General features: G+C 65.6%; 13 protein-coding genes. 9 read left to right on the top strand and 4 right to left on the bottom strand.

The window, feature by feature from the left end; translation table 11 throughout:
• Positions 1-41 precede the first annotated feature (41 nt).
• The 5 genes from AC56K1_RS03330 to AC56K1_RS03350 all read left to right on the top strand — a co-directional run bounded on the left by AC56K1_RS03330 (position 42) and on the right by AC56K1_RS03350 (position 12,509).
• Positions 42-5,435, top strand: coding sequence for a hypothetical protein (locus AC56K1_RS03330; RefSeq protein ID WP_497156407.1), 5,394 nt, complete (start codon positions 42-44; stop codon positions 5,433-5,435).
• 94 nt (positions 5,436-5,529) lie between these two features.
• Positions 5,530-10,719, top strand: coding sequence for a hypothetical protein (locus AC56K1_RS03335; protein WP_497156408.1), 5,190 nt, complete (start codon positions 5,530-5,532; stop codon positions 10,717-10,719).
• Between the two features lie 12 nt (positions 10,720-10,731).
• A complete protein-coding gene (locus tag AC56K1_RS03340) occupies positions 10,732-10,917 on the top strand; it encodes a hypothetical protein (protein ID WP_497156409.1) in 186 nt (61 codons plus the stop codon).
• A 228-nt stretch (positions 10,918-11,145) separates the two neighbouring features.
• The gene (locus AC56K1_RS03345) at positions 11,146-11,358 is read left to right on the top strand and encodes a hypothetical protein (protein ID WP_497156410.1); all 213 of its coding nucleotides are present in this window, start codon (positions 11,146-11,148) and stop codon (positions 11,356-11,358) included.
• Between the two features lie 71 nt (positions 11,359-11,429).
• On the top strand, positions 11,430-12,509 hold the full coding sequence (locus AC56K1_RS03350; protein WP_497156411.1) for a hypothetical protein: 1,080 nt from the start codon (positions 11,430-11,432) through the stop codon (positions 12,507-12,509).
• A gap of 993 nt (positions 12,510-13,502) precedes the next feature.
• Here AC56K1_RS03350 and AC56K1_RS03355 read toward each other — a convergent pair.
• From AC56K1_RS03355 to AC56K1_RS03365, 3 genes are read right to left on the bottom strand one after another with little or no spacing between them, the layout of a single operon-like run.
• Positions 13,503-14,111 (bottom strand): TadE/TadG family type IV pilus assembly protein, encoded by a 609-nt coding sequence (locus AC56K1_RS03355; RefSeq protein WP_497156412.1) that lies wholly within the window; start codon positions 14,109-14,111, stop codon positions 13,503-13,505.
• A complete protein-coding gene (locus AC56K1_RS03360; RefSeq protein ID WP_497156413.1) occupies positions 14,098-14,577 on the bottom strand; it encodes a TadE/TadG family type IV pilus assembly protein in 480 nt (159 codons plus the stop codon). Before AC56K1_RS03360 ends, AC56K1_RS03355 begins: the two co-directional genes overlap by 14 nt.
• Complete coding sequence (locus tag AC56K1_RS03365; protein WP_497156414.1) at positions 14,574-16,124, bottom strand: pilus assembly protein TadG-related protein; 1,551 nt, start codon at positions 16,122-16,124, stop codon at positions 14,574-14,576. Before AC56K1_RS03365 ends, AC56K1_RS03360 begins: the two co-directional genes overlap by 4 nt.
• A gap of 460 nt (positions 16,125-16,584) precedes the next feature.
• Between AC56K1_RS03365 and AC56K1_RS03370 the strand changes: the two genes are divergently transcribed.
• From AC56K1_RS03370 to AC56K1_RS03380, 3 genes are all read left to right on the top strand, one after another.
• Positions 16,585-18,783: an OsmC domain/YcaO domain-containing protein gene (locus AC56K1_RS03370; protein WP_497156415.1), complete on the top strand. Its 2,199-nt coding sequence runs from the start codon at positions 16,585-16,587 to the stop codon at positions 18,781-18,783.
• Between the two features lie 74 nt (positions 18,784-18,857).
• Positions 18,858-19,397 carry a hypothetical protein gene (locus tag AC56K1_RS03375; protein ID WP_497156416.1) on the top strand — a complete coding sequence of 180 codons (540 nt, stop codon included), beginning with the start codon at positions 18,858-18,860 and terminating at the stop codon, positions 19,395-19,397.
• Positions 19,398-19,619: 222 nt separating this feature from the next.
• Positions 19,620-21,908, top strand: a complete 2,289-nt coding sequence (locus AC56K1_RS03380; protein ID WP_497156417.1) for a DUF4214 domain-containing protein — start codon at positions 19,620-19,622, stop codon at positions 21,906-21,908.
• Between the two features lie 42 nt (positions 21,909-21,950).
• Here AC56K1_RS03380 and AC56K1_RS03385 read toward each other — a convergent pair whose 3' ends face one another.
• Positions 21,951-22,394 (bottom strand): FKBP-type peptidyl-prolyl cis-trans isomerase, encoded by a 444-nt coding sequence (locus AC56K1_RS03385; RefSeq protein ID WP_497156418.1) that lies wholly within the window; start codon positions 22,392-22,394, stop codon positions 21,951-21,953.
• Positions 22,395-22,654: 260 nt separating this feature from the next.
• Here AC56K1_RS03385 and AC56K1_RS03390 point away from each other — a divergent pair, with 260 nt between their 5' ends.
• Positions 22,655-23,896 carry an MFS transporter gene (locus tag AC56K1_RS03390; RefSeq protein WP_497156634.1) on the top strand — a complete coding sequence of 414 codons (1,242 nt, stop codon included), beginning with the start codon at positions 22,655-22,657 and terminating at the stop codon, positions 23,894-23,896.
• Positions 23,897-23,955: the final 59 nt, after the last annotated feature.

Here is a 23,955-nt window from a genome sequence, read left to right on the forward strand (position 1 = left end):
TGTTTGCAGTCATTCCGCAAGCGCTTTTGCCGGAGAACGCGATGTCAGATTTCCAATCGCAATGGAATGCCCAGGTAGAAAGTATCGAAAGCGGCTGGCGCCGCGCCCGCAGGAGCAACCGGGTCAGCCTGCTGCCGCAGCTGACGCTCGAGGACGAGCTTCCGCGCCGGATCCACCTCAAGTTCGACACCGCGGCCGAGCTGGACGAGGCCGTCAAGGTATCGCTGACCGCGCCCGACAACCGCAATTTCGCGCCGGTCGTGAAGGCTGGCCACCGGATACTCGAGGAGCCGGAGCTGGAGATCGGTAAGCCCGCGGACTTGTATTTCGATGGCTTGCGGCTGCGTCCCAAGGGGGCGGGCCACAGCGCGCTGTTGAGGAAGAGCCGCACCGGCTTCGATTTCAGCTATACGATCGTGATCGCGCTCGAATCCGCGGCGCTGTCGCCGGTGCTGGCCGAATCGAGCCTGCTGCGTTCGGCGCAGCGCAACATGAGCGCCGGCGAAGTCGCCGAGGAATCGCATTATTTCAGCGCGACCTGCGGCCCGGGCGCGATCGTCATCGCCGCCAAGGAAGCGGAGGCGACGCTGGAAATCGCTTGCGAAGGCGAGCAGCCGGGCAGGGACACGGTCTGGATCGCTACCCTGAAGGTGAAGAACCGGGTGGCGCCGCCCGACTCGCCGGGAAGCGTGCAGGTCAACCACACGCCGTTCGCCGTGGCCCAGATGCTGGCGCCCAGCATCGTGCCCGAGGCCGGCACCATCCTCGCTCAATGGAAAAGCGACGACCCGGACGGTGCGCAGTGGCGCTTCGGCGTCGAAACCGTCGCGCTGCACATGCCGCCGCAGGCCGTGGGCGAAGCCATGGTGCGCGGTTCGCGCTTTTTCCCCGTGGAGCAGGGTAGCCCGATTCGCGAGCGCAGCGTCGTCGGCTACCGCTTTTCCCGGCGCACGGAACTGAAGGTCCGGCCTTCGCGCCTGGACCGGCGCTACACGGTCCACCCCGGCGACCTGATGTCGGTGCTGCGCGACGCCGAACTGGAAAAGCTGGTGACCGAGCTGGCCTATCCGCTGGAACTGACCTACGAACGGACCCCCGACCTGCTGCGCACCGTCATCGTCTCGGAGGTTGGGAAGTCGCTCGGCCAGCCCGGCGTCGCGCTGCCCGCGACGCGCCCGGAGAGCGCATTCAGCGGGCTGCTCGCCCATTATTATGTCGCGCAGAAGGTCGACCTGAAGCCTGTCGTGGCCGGCCAGCGCGCCCGCCACCTGGCCGCGCGTTTCAGCTTTCGCCACCGCGTCGCGCAGTTTCCGCTGGCCGATGCCAACTACCCCTTGCGCAAGCTCGACCTGCGCGAGGGGCTGAGCGCGCGCCTGCGCAGTCACGACGAAGGGGCGCCCTTCATCTATCCTCTGCCGGACGGCGTCGCGCCCGAGCCCGGGCAGTTCGCCGGACTGGACGCCTTCTTGGGTAGCGGCCCGCCAAAAGTGGGCGTGCCCGCGGGCCTGCTGTATTCGGTTGAATTCGCCTCCGAACTGGGCGCCATTCTACGCGCCCCGGTCAGCAACGATGTGCAGCTCATCGCTCTGAGCCTGTCGGTGCTGGGCGCGACCGGCGCGATGCAGGCCTCGTTCGACGAAGGACGCACGGTTTTCGACGTCCACGTGGAGAATGGCCAGCTGGCGCGCCTCGTCAAGACCCGCTACGGCAGGATCGCGGCGGTCTGGAACAAGGCGCGGCACGTGGTGATCTACGAGCGCAGCACCGCGCCCGGCGCGCAATTCCAGGACGAGCAGAAGTCCGAATGGTTTCCCGGCCGTCCCTTGCTGCGCAAGATGGAGGAATTCGTCGAGGTCCTTGAGCCGCGCCGCCTGTTTGGCGCCGAGGCCAGCGCGAACCAGAACCGGAGCGGCTGCCTGCATGCCTTTCACTTCGCCACCCGTACCATCCATGTGAACAGCGCCTGGGGCCGCGATCTCCCTTCCGGCTACGAAATCCCGCTGTATAACGAGCTGGACACGACCGGCTTCTACGTCAAACCATGGATGGGGCCGGTAGCGCGCGGTGGCGCCGACGACCTGGTCCAGCACTGGCACAGGAAGCCACAGCATCTCTATTTCTACACCAATACTGAACCGGGCAAGGGCGCGGACTCGGACCTGTGGGATGCACAAGCCGGGGTCGACCTGTGCCACCGGGTCGGATTCGGCGCCATTTCCGCCCTAGCCACCGCGAATCGGGCGCCGCGCGTGCCGGGCAGCGAACTGGTCGAACAGCGCTGGGTGGCCAGCTATACCCTGGAAGCGGCGGACGATCCGCGCTTCGCGATGGAAGTCGAGGCCGAGGGCTTGTCCAACCTGATGCATGGCCGCGCGGCGGAGGAGCTGGTCGCATCGGTGCGCACGATGCAGGTCGAGCGCACTGCGGCCGCGTCGCGCGTAAACTTTGGACCCGGCGGGCTGCTCTCAGCGCGCCCGGCGCGGAACCCGGTGGCGGACCAGGCGCTCGCCGACACCGCCGCCGCCGCCGAGAACCTGTGGACCGCATCCAAGGCATCGGCCGAACTCAAGAGCATCGATGCGGCCATCGGCAGCATCCTGGCCGACGCGCATTCCCTGTGGAAAACCTTCGGTGCGGCCGGCGATTGCGCCCGCTTGAAAGCGCAGCTGAAGGCGCGGGTCGAGGCGGCGTTCGCGGAATCCGGGCAGCGCATGTTCGCGGCGCTCGGGGTCTTGCCACAGGTGCAGTCCGAGCTGGCCGGCAGCGTCGAGGCGGGCTTCAAGCTGCTCCAGGGCCTGCCGGACGCCGCGATCGACACCGCCTGCGCGGAAGGCGAGCGCGCCATCGCGAACCTGCGCGCCTGGCTGGCCGCGCTGCCCGACCCGACGAAGGAGAGAAAGAAAGCCTGGGCGCAGATCGAACAGACCTACCTCGTGCTCCCCGTGCGCGCGATGCTTGGCCGCGCCGGGGCCGCTCTCGGCGGGCCGATCGGATTACTCGACCGTATCGAGGGCGACCTGGCGCAATGCGATAGCGGGCTCGTTGCGGCGAAGGCGGAGGTGGCGGCGCTGGTCGCCAAGGCCAGGGCGGACACCGACGCCTTGCTGGCCAGTCTGCCAGGCGACGACTTCCGGGAACGGGTGCTGGCCTGCCTCCGCGATGCCGCGCTCGCCCTCGGCGGCTTCGGGTCGACCTTGGACGAAAGGCGGAAGCTGGTCGGCAGCCTGAAGCTTCCTTCCCAGATCCAGGGCCTGCAGCAGCTGAGCAAACACGCGATCGCGCTGCTGCTGGGCGCCGCCACGCTGGCCGACAGCGCGCTCGGAGTGCTCGAGGAGACGCGTCGGGCGATCGAAAACCTGGACCCGGCCGATGTCGCCGCGCTCAAGGCGCGCCTGCAGACGGGCGTCTCCCAGGCGCTCGATACGCTGCCGGCACGGGTGAGCCAGGCACTCGAGGAAACCCGCGCACTCCTTGCGAAGCCGCGCGCCGGCCTGGACTCGCTCAAGCAGGCGCTCGTGGCGCAGCGGATGACGCTCGAGAGCGCCGCCCTCGACGAGGAGATTCGCGAGGCCTTCGCCGCCGAGGTGGCCGCGTTCACGGCGCTGGACAAGGCGATCGCCTCGGCCGAAACCGACGTCAAGGCGCATCTGAAGGCCTTCGATATCGCACTCGAGACCATACGCCTGCTGGTAGCGCGCCCTGGCCCGGACCAGCGCTCGCGGCTGGCGCTGCAGGCGAAAGCGCAGCTGGAAGCCTATTCCCGGTCCGTCGATCTCGGCGTCGGCGAGGTCGTCACGGCCACGAAGGCCATCAACCAGCAGGTCGACACAGCCCTGCGCGCGGCGCAGGCCAGCCTGCCGGCCGGCTTGAAGGAGCGCGAGCGCGAGGTGCTGGCGCTCGTAGAGGAACTCGATTGCGCGGCATGGGAGGCCTTCGCCGACGGCCTCGAACGGCAGGTTGCCGGGGTGGTCGCCGGCCTGCGCGACGAAGTGCTGGCCCAGGCCGCCGGCCTGTTCGACCAGGAGACGATGCGCCGCGCCGCCGAGGTCGGCGATGCCGTGGCCCGGGTGATCGGCGCCGCCAAGGACGGCGACAAGCTGCTGGAAACCATGTGCGAAGCGATCGCGCCGAAGGCGGGCAAGGCGATCAAGCTGACCCGGCTGCTCACCGATCCGCCGCAATTGCCGCAGCTGACCATCCGGACCGACCGGCTCGAATGTGTGTACGACGACTTGAAGGACCAGATCGAGACCTCGCCTTTTGTCGCGCGCTTGCGCGAGCTGGACGCGGGCATCAAGGAACTGGGGCTGGCGCTGCCTTCGCGCGAGCTGTTCAAGAACATCGTCCCGGACCCGCTGCAGGGCATGGATTTCTCGAAGATCGTGCGCAACGCCGCGATCGACTTCGAGAACCTGTTCAAGAAATTCAAGCTGCCGCAAATGCCGGCCGGCGCGATCCGGGTCACCCACCACATCGATCCGAAGAGCCGCAGCGCCAATGTGAAGGCCGAGATCAACCACCAGTTCGGCAGCACCGAGTCCCTGTTCGAGGTGATGTCGCTCAGCATGGACGTGCGCAGGCCGAAGCTGGTGGCGCGCACCAATTTCGACATCTCCGCCAGCGAGTCCGGCAAGGCCCGCACCCAGGCCTTGTTCAGTGGCGACTGGATCCTGAACTTCGGCGGGCAGCCGCTCGTGACCTTCGTCGGGGCCGGCATTCAGTACAGCGATGACGCCGGCTTCAAATTCGACCTCGATCCGAAGAAGATCGAACCGCATGCGGCGCTCAAGTTCATCGGGGACCTGATCCGGGCGCAGATGCCTGACCTGCCCGACGAGGTGGAGATTCTCAAGAACAGCGAAGGCATGCCGGTGGGCGCGAGCATCGTGCGCAACCAGGCTTTCGGCCCGCTCGAACTGGGCGGCGTGTCGATCGGTGAAACAGTGCTGAGCTCCGGTTTCGGCCTGCGCGTGGTCGACGGCAACATGAAGATCGACGCCTCGTTCGGCCTTGGGTCGAAGAGCGCGCCGGTATTCCTCCAGATCGGCCTGTATGGCGGCGGTGGGTGGCTCACCACGCAGGCCTATGTCGACTACGAGGGCGGCAATATGATTCCGGGCTTCGGGGCATCGGTCGGCGTCTCGCTCGGGTCGACCAAGTCGTTCACCCTGGCGAGCGTCGCGCACGGGCACTATGCCTTGCGCCTGTTCATCGAGGCCGCGTACGAAAGCAGGAGCGGGGGCTCCTTCATCGCGGGTCTGCAGCTGACCGGGTCGGCGCGCATCCTCGGCTATCTCAGCGCCTACCTGAACTTGCTGGTGCAGGTCGAGCACAACGGCGGCCGGATGCGCGGCCAGGGAAGGCTCGACGTTTCGATCAAGGTGTGCTGGTGCTATACCGTACGGATTTCGCGCATGGTTCAACAAGACATGTGAGGACAGGATGCCATTTGCCTTTGCCTGGATGTTACACGGAAATGATGAAGGACGACCCGAGGCCGGGAAGCGCCGGGTCGCGGTGAACTGGGTCATGCCGACCGGAGCGCCGGCGCCGGGCCGCTCGCCGAAGGTCGACGGACAACAGGCGTTCACGGCTGCGGACGCGCTGATGTGGCCGTGGCGCTTCGAGATCGAGCACTGGTGGGCGGCCGATGCGGCGGGCGTACTGGTCAGGCTCGATACCGAGGCGCGCAGCGAGGTGGGCGACCGGCATGCCACCCAGGCGCTGCTGGAAGCCGAGCTGTTCAACCGCTGCGCCGGGTGCGACGATGTGTTTTCGCTGGATCCCGGTTATTTGCGGGCCGCGGTCCCCGCGCCCCCGCGCGCGCGGCTGCCCGTGGCCGACTGCGCGAAGTCCAGCCTGCCGCACGTGTTTTCCTCGCTCACCCACCTGCCGGCGGCGCTGAGCCAGGACGTGCTGGGCATGGTGCGCGCGTTCGTCTGCGAGGACGCCGCCGCGCCGGTCGCCTACGCGCCGGAATTCGTGGTTCCGGTGGGCGGCCGGCAGGTGCGCTTCGTGCCCGCTACCGCGGCTCCGGAAGCGCCGCCGGCCGGCGCTCCCGCCTGGGTCGCGGTCGGCTACAAGGCCGCCTGCCTCGACGGGCAGCCCTTCGACGGGGTGGACTTCAGCGTGGTCTGCAACTATGCGGACGACGCCGGCGATCTGGCCGTGGTGCCGGCGGGCCTGCAGGCCTCGGACATCAGCGAGGTGGGCGCCCGCGTGGTGCTGGCCGCGAACGCGCTCTCGCCCCTGGCCATGCTGGGCAATGCCGTGCCCGAGGGCGGCGCCGGCTGGCCGGCCGTGCGCGCCGGCCGCGCCGCGGTCTTGGGCCGGGCGCTCGGGCCGGGCTTGCTGCGCATGGAAGACGGCGGACCGGTCACGATCTGGGAGCGGCTGCCCCAGGCCGATGCCCGTACCGGCGACGATCTGGTGCAGACCTGGAACGATGGCGGTACCGCTTTCGCCGACCTGAAGGCGCAGGTCGAGGCCGGCCTGGCCGCCGGCTCGACCACGCTGGCGCCCCTGGCGCCCCTGTTTGCGCCGCCGGCGGCATCCGATCCGGGCGACCTGCACTGGTATGCCGCCGCGGCCGGGGTACTGGATAACGCGGCGCACGCCAGGATGCTGGTGGTCGCCTGGCTCGCGGTCATCGCCATGCGGCAAGCGCGCGACCCGGCCGCGCCGGCATGGGACGACCGGCGCCCGTTTGCCCAGTGGTACGAGACGATCGCGAGCATAGTCGGCGAGCACGAGGTGGCGGAATTGCTGGCCGGCTGGTGGCGCCACTGGCTCGAGCTGCGCTCGGGGTCCTCTGACGCCCGCGTCGAGGAGCTGCACAGGATCGTCGATGCCTGGATCCGGGGCAAGACCGAGAGTGCCCATATCGAGCGCTTGGCAGCTTGCTACGCCCATGGCCTGGCGCTGCTGGCCAGCGAGGGGCTCCCGGCGGCCGACATGCCCTTCGACGCGATTCGCGGCCGCATCGCGGCCTTGCACGACCGCTTGCGCCCGCCCGACGATGCCGCCCCCGCCAGTCTCGCGGAGGACCGCGACCTGGCGGTCTCCATTGAGATCGACCAGGGCCTGGTGGCGCGCCAGGACACGCAGCTGCGCGGGTATGCGATCGCCCTGGCGGCCGGCTACGAGCGGGCCGAGGCGGCGCTCGACTGGCAGTGGCTGACCGACCTGGCCGCCACTGTCAAGGGCGATGATGGGAAGTGGAAGCGTTTCACCGGCGCCGACGGCGCCCCGGTCCGCTTCCACGACGCCATCGGCGCGGTCAGCGAAAAGGGCAGGAGCGTGGTCGCATTTCCCTACGACGGCAAGGCGCTGAACGGGGCCATGCGCAACGAGGAGGCGGACAGCGACGGCGTCGACGGCCTGTCGTTCGGCTGGCCCGGCGACTGGAAGACGCCGCCGCTGGCCTATGGCCTGCGCTACTGGGCCAGGGGGACGCCGATCGGCAACGCCGGCAAGATCCTCGATGCCGATTGCGCTCGCAAGCACGATGACCGCCGCCTGAAACAGCCGGACGCGGCCCTGTTCGCCGGCCTGGCGGCGTTCCGCTACCTGTGCCGGGTCGCGCCGGGAGGCGTCACGCTCAAGCCGCCCGGCGCGGCGTACGAGATGGAGGCGGATTCGCGCGCCTGGCACGCACAAGCCGGTGCCCGGCCGGAACAGCGGGTGAGGGTAGCGGTGATCCGGCCGCAGGGCGCTCAGTGGCTCGCCAGTGCGCCGACCTCGCACGTCTTCGAGCTGGTGGCGCCGGACGGCACCCCGAAGGTGATCGAACGCTGGATCGGCGCCGACATCGCCCAGCGCACCCTGCGGCCCCAGAACGGCGCGTCGGAACAGGACCCGGCCAGCGCCGGGCGCACGCCGGCGCAACTGGCCGCCGATCGCGACGCGCTGCTGGCACGCTTCGCCGCAACGGCAGCGGGAACCGGGCGCCGCGCACGGCATCCGGCGGCGCGCGCCATTGGCGCCGAAGTGCGCTTCGCGCAGACCGGAGCGGTGGTGCGGGCGGTGCTGGCGCCGCGGGTAGGCATCCAGGACGGCTACATGGAGCCGGGCGCGATCGCCTGCGCCGCGGCCGCCGCCTCGTCGGCGAAGGCGAGCGGCGGCACGCTCAGGATCGAGCTGGCGCCCGGGGCGATCGCCTGGGTGACGCTGTGGACGCTGGTGCCGGAGGCCTTCTTTGCGGGGACGGCGGTGGCGCCGTTGGCCCGTCTGGCCAATTTCGCTTCCGAGGACGATGGCTTCGTCGCCGCCGACGGCAGGCCCTACCGCGCTTTCGGCGCGACCAGGCATGCCTTCGAATGCGCGCCTGTGGCCGCCGACGCCGCCCGGGCGAGCGTGGACGCGCTGAAGGCGGCCCAGGCGGCGCTCGGATTCGTCATGGACGGCAACGACGCGGCGGCACGCATCGTCGTGGCGGGCGGCATCGACGCCACCTGGCTGAAGGGATTCCTGGTCCAGCGTCACGATTGGCACTGGACCGGCTACCCGCTGGCGCTGCCGCGCATGCTGATGGGCGCGCCGAAGCTGCACGAATGGACCGAAGCCTTCGCCGGCACCGAGTCGCTGGTGGAGTCGCGGGTCGAGACCCTGCAGACCGAGGCCTGGCCGGAGTGGCGCTTCGGGCTGCCGCAGCGGCCGGCGGAATTCTGCCGCGCCCGCCTTCCCGGACTGCACGGGGCGCGTTTCGTGGCCTGCATCCTGCGCCCGCTGCGCCGTTTCGATGGCTGGCTCAGGCACGATCCGGACGTTGAGAACCGCGTCGTCGCCGCCGGCAAGCTGGTGGCGGCGAAGGTCGACTGGAACGACCCGGCCCTGCGCCTCGCGCCGCCGACGGTGCGCGCGGCGATTCCGCTGGTGGCTACCTACGACGTCGCCGACGGGGCCGTGGTCAAGGGCGCGAACGGCGCGCTGCTCTGCCTCGACGACGTGCTGTTCCGAACCGACGCGCTGGCGCGCTTCGGCGGCGTGGGCGAGACCGTTGACGTCGACCTGGAAGAAACGCGCATCAACAATGTCTTCGAGATCGGTCCGAATCCGATCATGCATGCCGGCCCGGAGTCGCAGGCAAGCATGCCCGATAGTCCGGCGCCCGTGGAGAACAAGCCGCGCGGCGTGCCCCTGCCGGTGCTGCGCAAGCTCGATCTGCCCTACGCCAGCCATTATCGCAAGGACGGCAGCCCGCTGCCGGGGCCGCGGCCGATGGACTGGCGGATCGAAGCGGGAAGGCCGTTCGGCCTCACCTACGACCTGGACCGCAATCCGAAGGTCGCCCACACCGCCATCGTCGTGCGGCCGGCCGGCACGGATGTGGGCAGTTACTGGGTCATGGCCAAGGTGCACCTGCGCCGCATGCTCGACCCTGGCGAAGACTGGACGGCGAATGGCAAGCTTCCGAGCGACGGCGACAGCTGGCTGCTGGCGCGCCGGCCCGAAGGCGACGACCGCATTCCCTTCGATTTCGCACTCGAATGCGAATCGGCCGGCGGCTTCGTGCTCGCGCTCGGTACCTCGCCCGGCCTCGCCGTCGGGGCGCGCGCCGGCGCCCGCAGGCGGCTGCTGTGCAGCTGGCACAAGGGACACTGGGGCGGCACCTCCGAGCTGCTGTGGGGGCTGCAGGTGCTCGACCAGGTCCTGGTTATGGACGGCGGCCAGTGGACCACGGTGGGGCGCCGTTCTCCGCACGAGACGCGCTCCGCCAGCGCCGGCCTGTCGTTCAAGGATCCAGGTCCGGTCCGGCTGGCCCGGCCCGCCGGCGTCCGCGCGCAGCGACTGCTGCTGAGTGACTACGGGCAGGCGCACTGGCTCACCTTCATCGGCATGCCCCACCGCCATGCCTCGTTCGCGAACGAATCCTTCTGGATGGTCAAGGACGGCGATGCGCTCGAGCTCAGGCGAAGCGGCGTCGGTTATGGCGTGGAAGTGATATCGCGCGATCTGTTCGTCAATCCGGTGCTGCCCGCGGACTTCGGCGGCACGCCCGGGTCCGAGCGCATCGCCGCCGAGCCGCACAGCTTCCACCTGCTGCTGGTGTTCGAGCGGGTCAACGATATCGCCGCGCCGCCGGAAGGCAACCCGCTGGGCCAGCTGGCCGGCGTGTACAAGCCGACCCGCGCGCCGATCACGGAAGCTGCGCCGTATCCGCCGCTGCGCTTCGTCCCCTTCATGACGGGGTCGAGGCTGCCCGCCGGCTCGGTCGGATACATCTACAAGTTCCAGAGCAGCGTACGGATCGACCCGCAGGGAGGGAAGCCGGAGCCGAATCCGCGCGACTGGAACCAGCTACTGGCCGGGATGTTCCCCGCCCACGGCGACGGTGAGGCAAGGGTGCGCTGGCTGCCCGAGTTCGTCGGGCCGATCGGTTCCGGCAAGCCGGTCGCCGCCAAGCCGCTGAAGGGGGACATGATCCGCATCGACCTCGGTGCGCTGGGGAAGGTGAAACTCAGGCTCGACCCGCGCCGCGGTTGGGAGCGGATGGACCAGCAGGGCGCGAAGAACCCGTGGCAGGCCGATATCAAGGGCGGGCCCTGCACCATCAATAGGGACGACGGCATGGCGCCGGTGCTGGACGTCGAGGGCGGCGGCGGACGCCTGCTGGCCCGGCTGCACGGCTGGCAGCCCTCGGGCGCGGGCGACGCCTGGGTGTATGACGACATGGGGACCCCGTCGACGGGGAAATGGGAACGGATCCAGGCTGGCTGACGGGAGGTAGACATGGCGGACTTCGGGGTGTTGAACGGGCGGGTGATTACCTGTGCCGAAGCGGCGCGATACCGGGACACGGTCCTGGTACGGCAGTACGACGCGCTGGTGCGCGACTACGGCGCCGGCAGGGAGGAGCGCAGGAGGCGGGCGCGAGACGAGCTGGCCAAACATGCCGCCGGCGCCGAGCAGGCGTGACGGACGGCCGACACCGCGCCGCGCAAGCGCATCTACGGCCAGATCACGGCGCTGGCGGTAGCCGTCGGCCGCCAGGCGACCGCGGGCTGGGCCACCTCGCGCCAGGGCGCGACGGCCATCGAAAGGAAGGTCGCCAAGGAGATCTACGAACGTTCGCTCTACGTCACAGACAAGGTGACCAGCGGCGTTTACGCGTCGCCCGAGATCGATCCGAGCGATATCGCTTAGATGGGGGCCAGCCTGATCATCGCCGTGGCCGGCACGACGGCGATGGCGGCAACGCTGTTCGGCGCGGGACTGGCCTACGGCGGAATCCAGGGCTGGGGCCTGTACACGGAGTATGGCGCGACATGCGCGGAGTACGAAGGCGACATCGCCACCATGCGGCGCGCGATCGCGCTGTCGCCGAGATATCCGTGGACGGGCGGCTCGCGCGCCTGATCGCCATGGCGAACGACATCGCCGGCAAGTGCGGCTAAAACCAACCGAACATCGGATCCGGGGAACGAGACATGCACAAACTCCTGCAAGGCAAATGGCTGCTGTGGTTCATGTTGCTGCTGACGAGTCCCGCGGTCTTCGCGGAAATCATCCCTGAAACGCGCAGCGTCGCGCCAGGGGCGGTGGTCGAAATCGTCGAGGCCAACTGCATCCATGAGCCGCCCGGCAGAAACGTCGGCACCACGCTCGTCAAGGAACGCAGGCCGATGCAGCTGCTGTTCAAGCCGGACCCGTTGCAAAAGGGCACGGTGGTGCTGTACCTGGAAACGGGACAGGAGCTTGCCGAAGATAAAACGCAGTGCACGGGGGCGGTCGCGAAAAAATACCTGGTCACGATCGAGGACCCGCAGCAGGTCAAGGACAGCACGACGTCCATCGTGTTCCGGGTGCTGGTGGCGGCGCTGGTGCTGGCCATCCTGCTTGAAAGCGCATTCGAACTGTTGTTCAACTGGCGCTTGTTCCAGGAATTCTTCGTCGGCAAGGCCTGGCGCTCGCCGATCATGTTCGCAATCTCGCTCGTCGTCGTCACCAGCTTCGACATCGACCTGCTGGCGCCGGTATTCGGCGCCTATAGCGGCCGGCCCGCCGGCATCACGGATGGCGGCATGCTGACCGCGGTGCTCTCGGCGATGATCCTGGCCGGGGGCAGCGTCGGGGTCAACCGCCTGATGAAAAAGCTGGGTATACGTTCGCCGTTTCCGAAGGTGGACGAGGAGCGCGCCATGGTGGGCGACACCGAAGCCTTCGTCTCCGTTAGCGTGCACACGGAAGGCGGCAAACGGGCATTCAGCGTGAATCTCTCGGAGACGGCGCCGGATCCGAACGTGCCTGCGATCCTCGGGGTAGTCGGCGCCGCGCGCGCGGTGTCGCTGGGAAGCCTGCTGTTCCCGACGCGGCAGCGGCTGCCGCGCAGCGGCGGGCTCAGGATCGCCGCCGACAAGACCTACCGCTTTTCGGTGACCGATTTGCTGACCGGTGACTTATACGACATCGCCGGCAACAGGATCACCGAGCAGACGGAGGGGCAGGCGATACGCTTCGCGCCGCGCGCCTTCGTCGACCTTGTCGTCGTACCGAAACCCACCCGATAAGGGGCGCGCAGTCCAGCGGCGCCTGATGACCGACTTTCAACCCGAGGAGGATCAAGTCCACGCTCTACGCCAGCATGCCGTAGGCCGGTAACCTTCGAAGTCGACATCGCAGCAGCCGCTATTGACGATTCTGATCAGCCCGATCTGGAGGAACGAGACCAACAGAACTACGCCGCGCCGGAGGACGAGCGTGGAACGCGAACGGCGGGTCAGCAGGATGACCAGCACCGCCCTGTAACGATCCGCCAGCCGCGTAGTGGCCGACCTTGAGCAATGCAGAGTAGTGGGTCCATCGAGGATGGGCGGCAGGAAGTGGGCACCGGTCAAGGCGAGCTAGGCCAACAGGGCGGGGCCCGCCAGTGTCAGGCGGTCGCGAGAAGAATGTTGCGTTAGAGGTCCGCGGTGCTGTTCTCGCCGCCCTTGAAGCGGGTGTCAGTGGACTGAGGAATACAGGTAGCCGCAGGATGGTACCAAGTCTCATCCAAGCTTGCGCCAGGCGGCTCCGGAGACGTGTAGTGGGCGAACTCGCCCGATGGCATTCCCCATGGTATTGCTCAGACGGGTTAACAAAGTGGGGCATAGATTCAGTAACTTAGCTCGGCCATTGATCATCGAGTGGGAATAATTCGCAGCTCAGCACTTCATAGTGCCGGATTTGCCTAAGCCCCTAATCCCGAGGGCTTATGAGATGGTCCCCTCCACCCTGCAAGGTATTAATCTTGTGGGGTGCGTTCATTCTGGACGGAGGCCATCATGCAAGACGCCGCGCTCATCGGTATCGATCTCGGCAAGCACGGTTCTCATCTGCATGGACAGGATCGCCACGGACCATAGATTTTCGTGTCAAGGCTGGAAGCATCAGGCACGGGGAGGCAGGATAGAGCAAGATAATTCGATGGTATCGGCATTGGCTTGCAGTTGACCGGCCGGGCTGCCATGCCGCCGGGGCTCAACCAAACCCGCACGACACTGCGAGTTTCGTTGAATCACGTGTCAACAGCCGCAGGGTGGCGGGTCCGGTGGCGGCGTGCCAGGAACGTATCCTAAGGACTCCGCCGTCGCGATGGTGGTTGCGCGATGAAGCGGCACGCGCAGGTCGATAAATGGGAGCAGCATCCGCGAGGTCACTGCGACGCATTCATCGGCCTCTTCAGGATCGCATACCTGGGCCTGGACAAACCGAATACAAGTGGAGCTACGGGGATTGATCATGCAAAGCTGCCTGTTTTCAGCTGCGCTGCCGGGTAATGACGCCTGGGGTATGACGGACAGGTCGAACCGCAGGTAATCAAGCCGGATGTGTTCGTCAGTCACTGGAGATGCAAGCATGAGTTCGCCCGGCGAGTCTCGGAAAATGGCGTTCTGTCTTAGTTCGGCAATTCCATTGGTGTCGCTGGGATAAACGTTCGCTCCAGCAGCCGCCGCCCTGCGTGTCACTTCTTGTAATGTATTGAAGACAAATAGAAGCCGCGCCACTTCGATAATTCCGAAGGTAAACGTGAAAAAGATCATGGCCAGCAGTGCAAACTCGACCGCGGTGGCGCCGGCTTGCGTCTTGCGAGGCAACCGGAGTCGATGCCTGGACGGCCTATTTGCCGACATAGGGCATGGTGTAGCTGGCAGTAATGGGGAGTCCGTACCAGCCGACGTCAACGCTTTCGAACGGGTCAAACATCGAAATCGTAAAATTGACTCGTACGGTTGAAGGTGTTGTTCCCGGCTGCATTTCACCACAGTTCTCCTCATCGCAATATGTACCTGCCTCCCCGATTTCGGAGCCAGGCGCAAGTTCAGCGATTTCCCGAAGGACGATTTCTTTCGCAAGTGCTCCCGCCGCGCGTGCCTGGCTCTGGGTCATCATCTCCGTTGCGGGCACCGTCGACAAATAGCGCGCAGCGTCCTGTACTGCTTTCTGCGCGACCGTGTAATGCCAGAACACCCGGGCGAAGAAGATGGGAATAGTCAGAAAGCACAAGAGGATCGGCAGGATAAGCGCCAGCTCCACCGCTGCGGCGCCGGCTTGTTGCCTCTTCGACATGCGTGCAGATGCAATGGCGATATTTTTCATGGGAAGAGCTCCACGTGACCCGACTTCCTGCTTGGCGAAACGAGTCCGGCAAATTCTGCGATAAGGGTGTTATCAGTCGCCGGAACAGTCATGAATAACTTGCCAATAGCTACCACGCTTGCCGAGACGTTTTGGCCAGATGGAGCACTAGGCAGACATTGCAGCAGCGGGATATTCAAGACTCGTCGGCCGGGAAGTGCCATGGGTCTGTTAGCAACGCGCGGAGCGGTGAACAGGCCACTGGAGACAAGTGTGGATTGATAGGGCACTGCCGGGGACGCGGGATAACTCGATGCCGTCGGCCCTGACTTGTACAGCGTTGGCCAATCTGTATGGGCGAAGGTGGCGTAGCCGTTGGCCGGCTCGGGGCCATCCAATGGAGTTGGGGCGACGGCTGCCCTGGAATATGCCCACAGGGGACCGTAATCCCCGGGTAAGGCTGGCGCCACAGCCAGATCGGCAACCGTCTCGAGCTTGCCGCGTGCTCTCGTCGTCGCAGCAGCAGCGCTACCCTTTGCAGGGGTCATCCACTTGACCGCATTCATCTGGTCGTATGCGTAGACTTTGATATTGATGTCCGGTCCTGCACCTCGGGGAGTGCAGGGGGTGCCGGTGTAAGTGTCGAAGCGGGTGTTGAGCGCTGGACGCAGCGCAGCAAGGGGGGCCGAGGACGGCAATTCAGAGACACGGACCGTTCCGTCTTGTACCCGGTTTGTCCACATCGAACCGCTGCAGACGAACGGTGCCACTGCAGCGGCATCCATCGCAGAGCCGTTTACCCCTGGTGCTGCAACGGGATTTACCGTGAATCTGAGCGGGTCCGGACCGGTAGGGTTCAGGTTCATGAGATCGTAGCTGACTCCGCGGCGAAATCCGTATTGGACCAACTCGGACAAGCTTGTACTGGCCGGCGTTACGGCCGTGCGCTCTTCGAATCGTGCCGACGACATGGCGCAAATTGCGATCGGAACCACGTCCAAGGAAGTTTTACCTGCAATGGCACTGTCGCTGATCTGGACACTCGCCAGGTCAGCCGAAAGCACTCTGATGAAATACGTTTCTACTGTACCGAGTGCCGATCCAAGGCCTTTGGTGTCCACGCGTGCAAAAAACAGTGCTGCCGCCTGAGCAGTCGACGTCCCTTCGGACGTGGCTGGGACCCAGGTTCCGCTTCGAGCGGGAGAGCTACCGAAGCTGAGCGCGTCGTCGCTCCACCCGAAACTGGAGCCTGCAATGAAGTTCCGATAGCGGAGACCTTCTGCAGCTTTCTTCGCTGCGGCTTTCGCCGCGGTCATTCCCGCTGGCGTACCGTTGAGCTCGCGCGCCGCCGCCAGCGCGGCGGCTTTGGATATGCCATGTAAATCGACCTTGCGGTTGTAAACCTGACCCATATCGATAGCAAGGCCGCAAAACCCAATTATTACGATCAGCAACGGGACAAACATCACTGCAAACGCACCGTGTTGACGATGCAGCTTCGGACCCACAGCGCGTGGGCTGCGGTGTAGCGGACCTTCATGGGAACGGTGATGCAGACGGGATGCCATACCTTGCCTCATCTTTTTCAGAACGGCTTAACGCTCGTATTTTCCATAACGAAACGATTTTATCCAGCATGCGACAGGTCGGATTGATGTTCGGCAGACTCGACGCGATATCGAGTCCCGGCAGCGCAGCTCTCGGACGACACCCGGTACTTCCTGTGGGACCGCCTTCGATGCGGCCCCGAGCCACCGGATTGGCAACGCCCTGGACCGCGAATCAGTATAAAATCCCGCCTCCGGGCCACATCTTGCGCCGGATGAACCGCAGGTTGACCTTTACCCCACCAAGCCGGGTACGCGCGCGTCCATGGTATTTTCTCGTATCCGCGACCTGCGGGCGGCAATGGGCTGAGGCGTCGATCGTCGAGTGGGGACAGACCTCCCGAACAAGCGCATTGAGCATATTGATTGACCATAGAGCCCTGTCCTCGCAGGGCTTTATATTTTGAATTCAGGATTTTTTATGGAAATTAAAGTCAACTTCCTCGACAAGCTTCGCCTTGAAGCCAAGTTCGACGACTTCACGGTCATCGCCGACCAGCCCATCCGCTACAAGGGCGACGGCTCGGCGCCTGGTCCGTTCGACTATTTCCTGGCCTCGTCGGCCCTGTGCGCGGCCTATTTCGTCAAGCTCTACTGCGATACCCGCAATATTCCGACCGAAAACATCCGCCTGTCGCAGAATAATATCGTCGATCCGGAGAACCGCTACCAGCAGATCTTCAAAATCCAGGTCGAGCTGCCGGCCGATATCTCGGACAAGGACCGCCAGGGCATCCTGCGCTCGATCGACCGCTGCACGGTGAAGAAAGTGGTCCAGGCCGGGCCGGAGTTCGTGATCGAAGAAGTCGCGAACCTGGATGCCGACGCGCAGGCGCTATTGACCCTGCAGCCGGGCACCGAGTCGAGCACCTATATTGTCGGCAAGGACCTGCCGCTGGAGCAGACGATTGCCAACATGTCCGGCATGCTGGCGAGCTTGGGCATCAAGATCGAGATCGCCTCCTGGCGCAATATCGTCCCGAACGTGTGGTCGCTGCATATCCGCGATGCGCATTCGCCGATGTGCTTCACCAACGGAAAAGGCGCGACCAAGGAAAGCGCGCTGGCATCGGCCCTGGGCGAATATATCGAGCGCCTCAATTGCAACCACTTCTACGCCGGCGCGTTCTGGGGCGAAGACATCGCCAACGCGGACTTCGTCCATTACCCGAACGAGCGCTGGTTCAAGCCTGGCAAGAAAGACGCGCTCCCGACCGGCATCCTCGACGAATACAGCCTCGGTATCTACGATCCGGACGGCGAGCTGCGCGGCTCGCACCTGGTCGATACCAATTCCGGCAATGCCGGGCGCGGTATCGTTGCGCTGCCTTTCGTACGCCAATCCGATGGCGAGACCGTTTATTTCCCGTCCAACCTGGTGGAAAATCTGTATGCCAGCAACGGCATGAGCGCCGGCAATACGCTGGCCGAAGCCCAGGTGCAATGCCTGTCCGAGATTTTCGAGCGGGCGGTCAAGCGTGAAATCATCGAAAGCGAAATGGCCCTGCCGGACGTACCGCAAGAGGTGCTGGCGAAATACCCGGGTATCGTGGCCGGGATCCAGGCCCTGGAAGAGCAGGGCTTCCCGGTGCTGGTCAAGGACGCGTCGCTGGGCGGCACCTACCCGGTCATGTGCGTCACCCTGATGAACCCGAAAACGGGCGGCGTCTTTGCCTCCTTTGGCGCGCACCCGAGCTTCGAGGTGGCGCTGGAGCGCAGCCTGACCGAACTGCTGCAAGGCCGCAGTTTCGAAGGCCTGAACGACTTGCCGCAGCCGACCTTCGCCAGCCATGCGGTGACGGAGCCAAATAACTTCGTCGAGCACTTCATCGATTCGAGCGGCGTGGTGTCATGGCGCTTCTTCAGCGCCAAGGCGGACGCCGATTTCGTCGAATGGGATTTCACGGCGCGGGGCAGCAACGCCAATGCCGAGGAAGCCGCGACCCTGCTCGGCATTCTCGACGAGATGGGCAAGGAGGTCTATACCGCGGTGTACGACCAGCTCGGCGCGGTGGCCTGCCGCATCCTGGTGCCCGGTTATTCCGAGGTATATCCGGTCGAAGACCTGGTCTGGGACAACACCAACAAATCGCTGCTGTTCCGTGAAGATATCCTGAACCTGCATCGCCTGGACAACGCCGCCCTGGAGGCGCTGCTCGAGTGCCTCGATAACAATGAGCTGGACGAGTATTCAGACATCGCGACCCTGATCGGCATCGAGTTCGACGAGAACACGGACTGGGGCCAGCTGACGGTGCTCGAACTGAAGCTGCTGATCCAGCTGGCTCTTCAGCAGTTCGAGGAGGCGCACGACCTGGTGGGCGCCTTCCTGCAGTACAACGACAACACGGTCGAGCGCAGGCTGTTCTATCAGGCCTTGAACGTGGTGCTGGAAGTAAGCCTCGACGACGAGCTGGAGCTTGACGATTACGTCGTCAATTTCCGCCGGATGTATGGCAATGCCCGCATGGATGCGGCGCTGGGTTCGGTGGACGGGAGCGTGCGCTTCTTCGGCTTGAGCCCGACCAGCATGAAGCTCGAAGGCCTCGACCGCCACCACCGCCTGATCGACAGCTACAAGAAGCTGCACAAGGCGCGCGCCCAGGCTGTATCCAGTTAAATCCTGGCCCATCGCACTGCTCGCAGCGCGGCCGGCGGTGCTACACTCCGCCCTTACATCGACGTTTGAACACCATGACCACTAAAAAACAGCCATCAGCCGGCAAACCAGAGGGTACGCCTGCCGGCCGCCCCGAGAACCCCTTCCTCGATGGGGATTTCTACAACCGCGTGCGCGATTACACCGAGCGCGATGCAACGTTTTCGAAAGAACTCAAGGCGATTGCCGACCGCGGCGCAGGCAAGCAAAGCACCGATGCGCGCTTTGCGCCCTCGCTGGAATTCCTGCGCGGGGTGACCAAGAAAGGCGTCTCGTTCAAGGACATGCTTGACCGCATTGTGCTTGGCAACGAATCGGGCGCCTGGGAACCATGGCTGGCCGCTTTCGGTATCGATTTAAAAGGTGTCAGCTATAACAAGGCGGGACCACGCAATGCCCGGCTGGCGCTGGACATCAGCCTGAACGCCAAGGCCAATCCGCTGTTTTCGAATGCCGGGATTCGCAACTGGCGCAGCCTGGTGGCGCAAGACTGCGCCCAGGTGCAGGTGGAAAAGCCGACTGTCGAAACGCCAGCCAGGGCCTACGCGATTTTCTTCCTCGACGCGGCGGAGTAAGCCGGCGCCATTCCTGGAAGGTGTGCCTGATGCGCGGCCCGAAGCCGCCATACTGTCCCTTCCGTAGCTGGAGTAATGTTGGACAGAGCTCGCTTCGGCGAGCTTTTTTACAGGTCGAATAATTTTTACCCGCCTCTCATAATCTCGGACATGCGGCGCAAAAACCCGCGCAAGAGCTTGCATTTCGAATAACATCGCGTTTTCGACCTTGCTGGCGGGCCCATGCGCAAATCCATTCGGTTGGCGATTCTGGCGGTTTCCTGCGTCCTGGCGTCCTGCGGTGGCGAGCAGCAGCAGGCGCAGCGCGTCGGTTCCGTGCAGGGGTCGCGTTCGGCGGTCAGTATCGATGCCACGTACGAGAAGCTGGTCCAGCAACTCTATATCGGATTTTTTGGCCGGCCCGCCGATCCTGCCGGGCTGGCCTACTACGGGCCAGCCTTCCGTACTGCGAATGCGCCTGCGACGATTCCGGAATTGGACAAGGCCTACCGGACCAGCGAAACTGTCCGGCACCTGCTCGACGGCTTTGCCGACAGCGCCGAATCGCGCCAGCTCTATCCTTATTGCGACTGGATCGGCTGCGACTTCACGTGGGTGTATGCCGTCTACCGCGGCCTGCTATCGCGCGATCCCGACATCGCTGGAGCGGAGTTCTGGGCCAGTGCGCTCAACCAGAAGGGGGCGACGCGCGCCGGTGTGCTGCTGTCGGTATTGGCCGGCGCCCGCGGCACCGACGCCGAGCTCATCGAGCGCAAGACACGCATCGCGATGGAGTTCACGCGCGGGATCGATGCTGCCGGCCAGAGCGGCGCGTATAGCGGACATCTTGCAAACGCGGTCGTGCGCGCGATGCTGCACAACACGCCAGGCCTGGCCGACGACGCCGTCCAGGGCCACATCGACCAGGAAGTCGGGCGTCTGGCCGCCCTGGCGTCAGGCGCGGTCGACGAGGTAGCGCCGGGTACCCGCAAGCTGCTCCTGCTCGCATCAAAGGAGCGCATGGCCGACAGCGGGGCGCGGCTTGCCGCGCTTGCGAATGCCATGCAGGACGACCTGAGCCGCCTGCGCACGAATGGCCCTTCGTGGAGCGCGACGGTGATGCAGGCGGCCGGTTCGATCGGGGCCATCCGGGACCAGCTGCGCAGCTATGACGGCGTCATCCTGGTGGGCCAGCTGCCGGTACCTTCGTCAGGCGAGGCGCCTTTCCTCGACCCGTACCGGCTGCCGGATTGCCCGGCGTTCCAGATCAACGAAGCAGGCGTGGTCCTCAATGGGCTGGCGCTGCGCTCGATCGACCCACGCTGCCGGAATGGGCTGGTCGTATCGGTCCTGCGCGGCACCACTGCGCTGGCCGAGCCGGCGGAGATCGCGGCCAAGCTGGACCAGATGATCGCCTACCACAGGGCCAGCGGTACCACGAACGCCAAGTGGGCGCGGCAGTTCCGCTTGATCGAGGCTGCCTGGTTCGGCGGGCCGGGATGGCAGTGGGGCGACCTGTCGCACCTGTGGTCGGGCATGAGCCTGTATCCCGCGGGCGGCATCAGCTACGAGAACAAGGGCAGCTCGGCCGAGCGGCGCGACCAGTTCCTCGATTGCCTGCGGCAGAACAACGAGATGTGCGCCGCCAACGTGCATGGCGATCCCCGCTACCTGCAGTTCGAAGGACCCGGCACCATCGGAAAATTTTATTCCGACGACGCGACCAACTGGTTCGCATCCGGGCTCGCCCCGCAGTTCGTCAAGGCCAAGTATGTCGAGATGGTGTCCTGCAGTTCCCATAATTTCTTCCACGAGCAATCGGTCGGCACCAGCCTCCTGATGCGCGGCGACGCGCTGCTCACGCGCGGCATGGCGACCGTCGTGCTGGTGGCGAGTACCTATGAAGAAGACATCATCAAGAACGAATACGCCATGCTGCAGACCGGCAGCACCTTCGCCGAGGCCTTGTACGGCCGGATGGAAGGTACGCCGCTTGGCATCCAGGGGGATCCGTACATCACCATGCGCCAGGCACCCGTGGGGCCGCAGCCCAAGCTGCTGATCGATGGCAAGCACTATAACGGCGGGGCGCTGACGGTGCCGGTGGTGATGCCCGACGCGGTAGGCGGAGCAAGCGCGAGGCGAGTGATCACCTTTTCGAATCGTGGCGACGCCGACTTGCATGTGCGGATCGGCTCGATGTTCGCCTTATACGGCGTCGACGACCTGAGCGGCCAGGGAAGGGTGTGGGAATACGGTTTCAACGCACAGTACGAGTCGGAGACGACGCAAGTCTTTTCCGATGGCCGGGTGTTGGCCTGGCCGGACACCGTCATCGAGCCGAACGGCGGCGCCATGCCGGTCACACTCAAGCCAGGGCAGAGCGTCGCGGTGACCTACAAGCTCAGTGTGCGCACCGGCCCGGATGGCAAGCCCAAGCTTCCCGGCTTGTACACCGGCCAACTGACGGTGATGTCGGACGATCCAGGCAGCGCGCGCATCTACCTGGAGATGCAAGGCCGGGTACGGTAAAAGGCCGGCCCCACGGCAGGGGCTGGCTGATGTCCGTGCGGCTCAGCGTACGTCGAGCAGCTCGACGTCGAAGATCAGGGTCGCGCCCGGCGGGATCGGGCCCGCGCCGCCGTCGCCGTAACCCATCTCGGCCGGCACGATCAGGGTGCGCTTGCCGCCGACCTTCATTCCCTGCACGCCATCGTCCCACCCCTTGATGACCCGGCCGGCGCCGAGCTCGAAGCTGAACGGCTCGCGCCCGATCGAGGAGTCGAACTGGGTGCCGTGCTTCGACGCGGCACTCGGGTCATAGAGCCAGCCGGTGTAGTTGACGACGGCCGTGGCGCCCGCGACCGCTTCCTTGCCGGTGCCGGTGACGGTGTCGATTTTCTGGAATGCCACCGCAGCGGAGGTCCCGGGCGGCGAGGGCGCCTTGGCGCGGTCGCAACCGGCCATGGCCAGCGTGAGGCTCAAGCCGAGGACGCAAGTGGAAAGCAATTGTTTCATGTGATTCTTTCATTGTAGTGGGCGGTGCAGGATGTTGCCACAGGATACATTGTGGTCGGCCCGGTGCCAACACTGCGTGGAAGGCCGGCTTTTGTCGAGTGTTTGTTTCCCACTGCACTGTTCTCAGCGCACCTTTCCTGCAAACTAGCCCGCAATGCATCGCTTTCGGGCCAAGGGGAATCACGTTGTCGACATTACCGGTCACAGTAGAGCAGGGCATCCAGGCCGCCGGCGTCGGCAAGTTCCAGTACCGCCTGTTCATGATCTTCGGCCTGGTCTGGATGGCCGACGCCATGCAGGTGCTGTCGATCGGGTTCAGCGCGCCGTCGATTGCCAGGACCTTCGGCGTCGCGATGCCGCAGGCGCTCCAGACCGGCACCTTCTTCTTCATCGGCATGCTTGTGGGCGCCTTTGTCTTCGGCCGCCTGGCGGACCGGATCGGGCGCCGGCCGGTCTTGATGGCGGCAGTGGTGCTCGATGCCTGCTGCGGGGTAGCTTCGGCCTTCGCCCCCGATTTCACCTGGCTGCTGGCGCTGCGCTTCGCGACCGGGATCGGCGTCGGTGGCACCCTCCCGGTGGACTACACGATGATGGCGGAATTCCTGCCCAGCGACCGCCGCGGGCGATGGCTGGTGCTGCTCGAATCCTTCTGGGCGGTGGGCACCATCCTGCTGGCGATACTGGCCCTGCTCGCCGCCGGATGGGGTATTGATGCCTGGCGCGTCATCTTCTTCGTCACCGGACTGCCGGCCCTGGTCGGTGTCGTGCTGCGCCTGTACGTGCCGGAGTCGCCCATGTACCTCAATCGCAGCGGCAAGCAGGAAGAGGCGCGCGCGGTGCTGCAGCGCATCGCCAGCACCAATGGGCGCACGGCATCGATTCCGGCATTGATCCCGGACTCCCCGGTGAAACAGGCGCTGTCGGCGCTGTTTTCACGCAAGCTGCGCCGCCGCAGCCTGGCCCTGCTGGTGGCATGGACGCTGATCTCGATTGCCTATTACGGCGTGTTCGTCTACCTGCCGGTGAAACTGGGCGCGGAAGGCTTCGGATTCATGCGCGGCCAGGAATTCCTGATCGTGCTTGCCCTGGTCCAGCTGCCCGGTTTCGCGCTGGCGGCCTATGGGGTGGAGCGCTGGGGGCGCAAGCCGACCCTGGTCGGTTTCCTGCTGCTCAGCGCCGTGGGCTGCCTGTTCTACAGTTTCGGCAGCGCGACCACGGTAGTGGTGGGATCGACCCTCTTGATGAGCTTTGCGCTGCTGGGCACCTGGGGCGCGCTGTACGCATTCACTCCCGAGGTCTATCCGACCGACCTGCGCGCCAGCGGCATGGGGCTGGCGGGAGCCGTTGCGCGCTTCGGGGGCCTGCTGGCGCCGTCCATCATCGCGCCGGTGATGGCCACCCGGTTCACGCTGGCGCTGGGCATGCTGGCCGGCTGCCTGGCGCTCGCCGCCGTCGCGATCCTGTGCGTGGATGTGGAGTCGCGCAACCGGGCCCTGGAGTGAAACCGCGGCCAGGCCAAACCTCGCCAACTTAGCAGGTGCTTTTTTTTGATGCCTGGCAC

This window comes from Telluria sp. ZB4P37, from assembly GCF_059685855.1.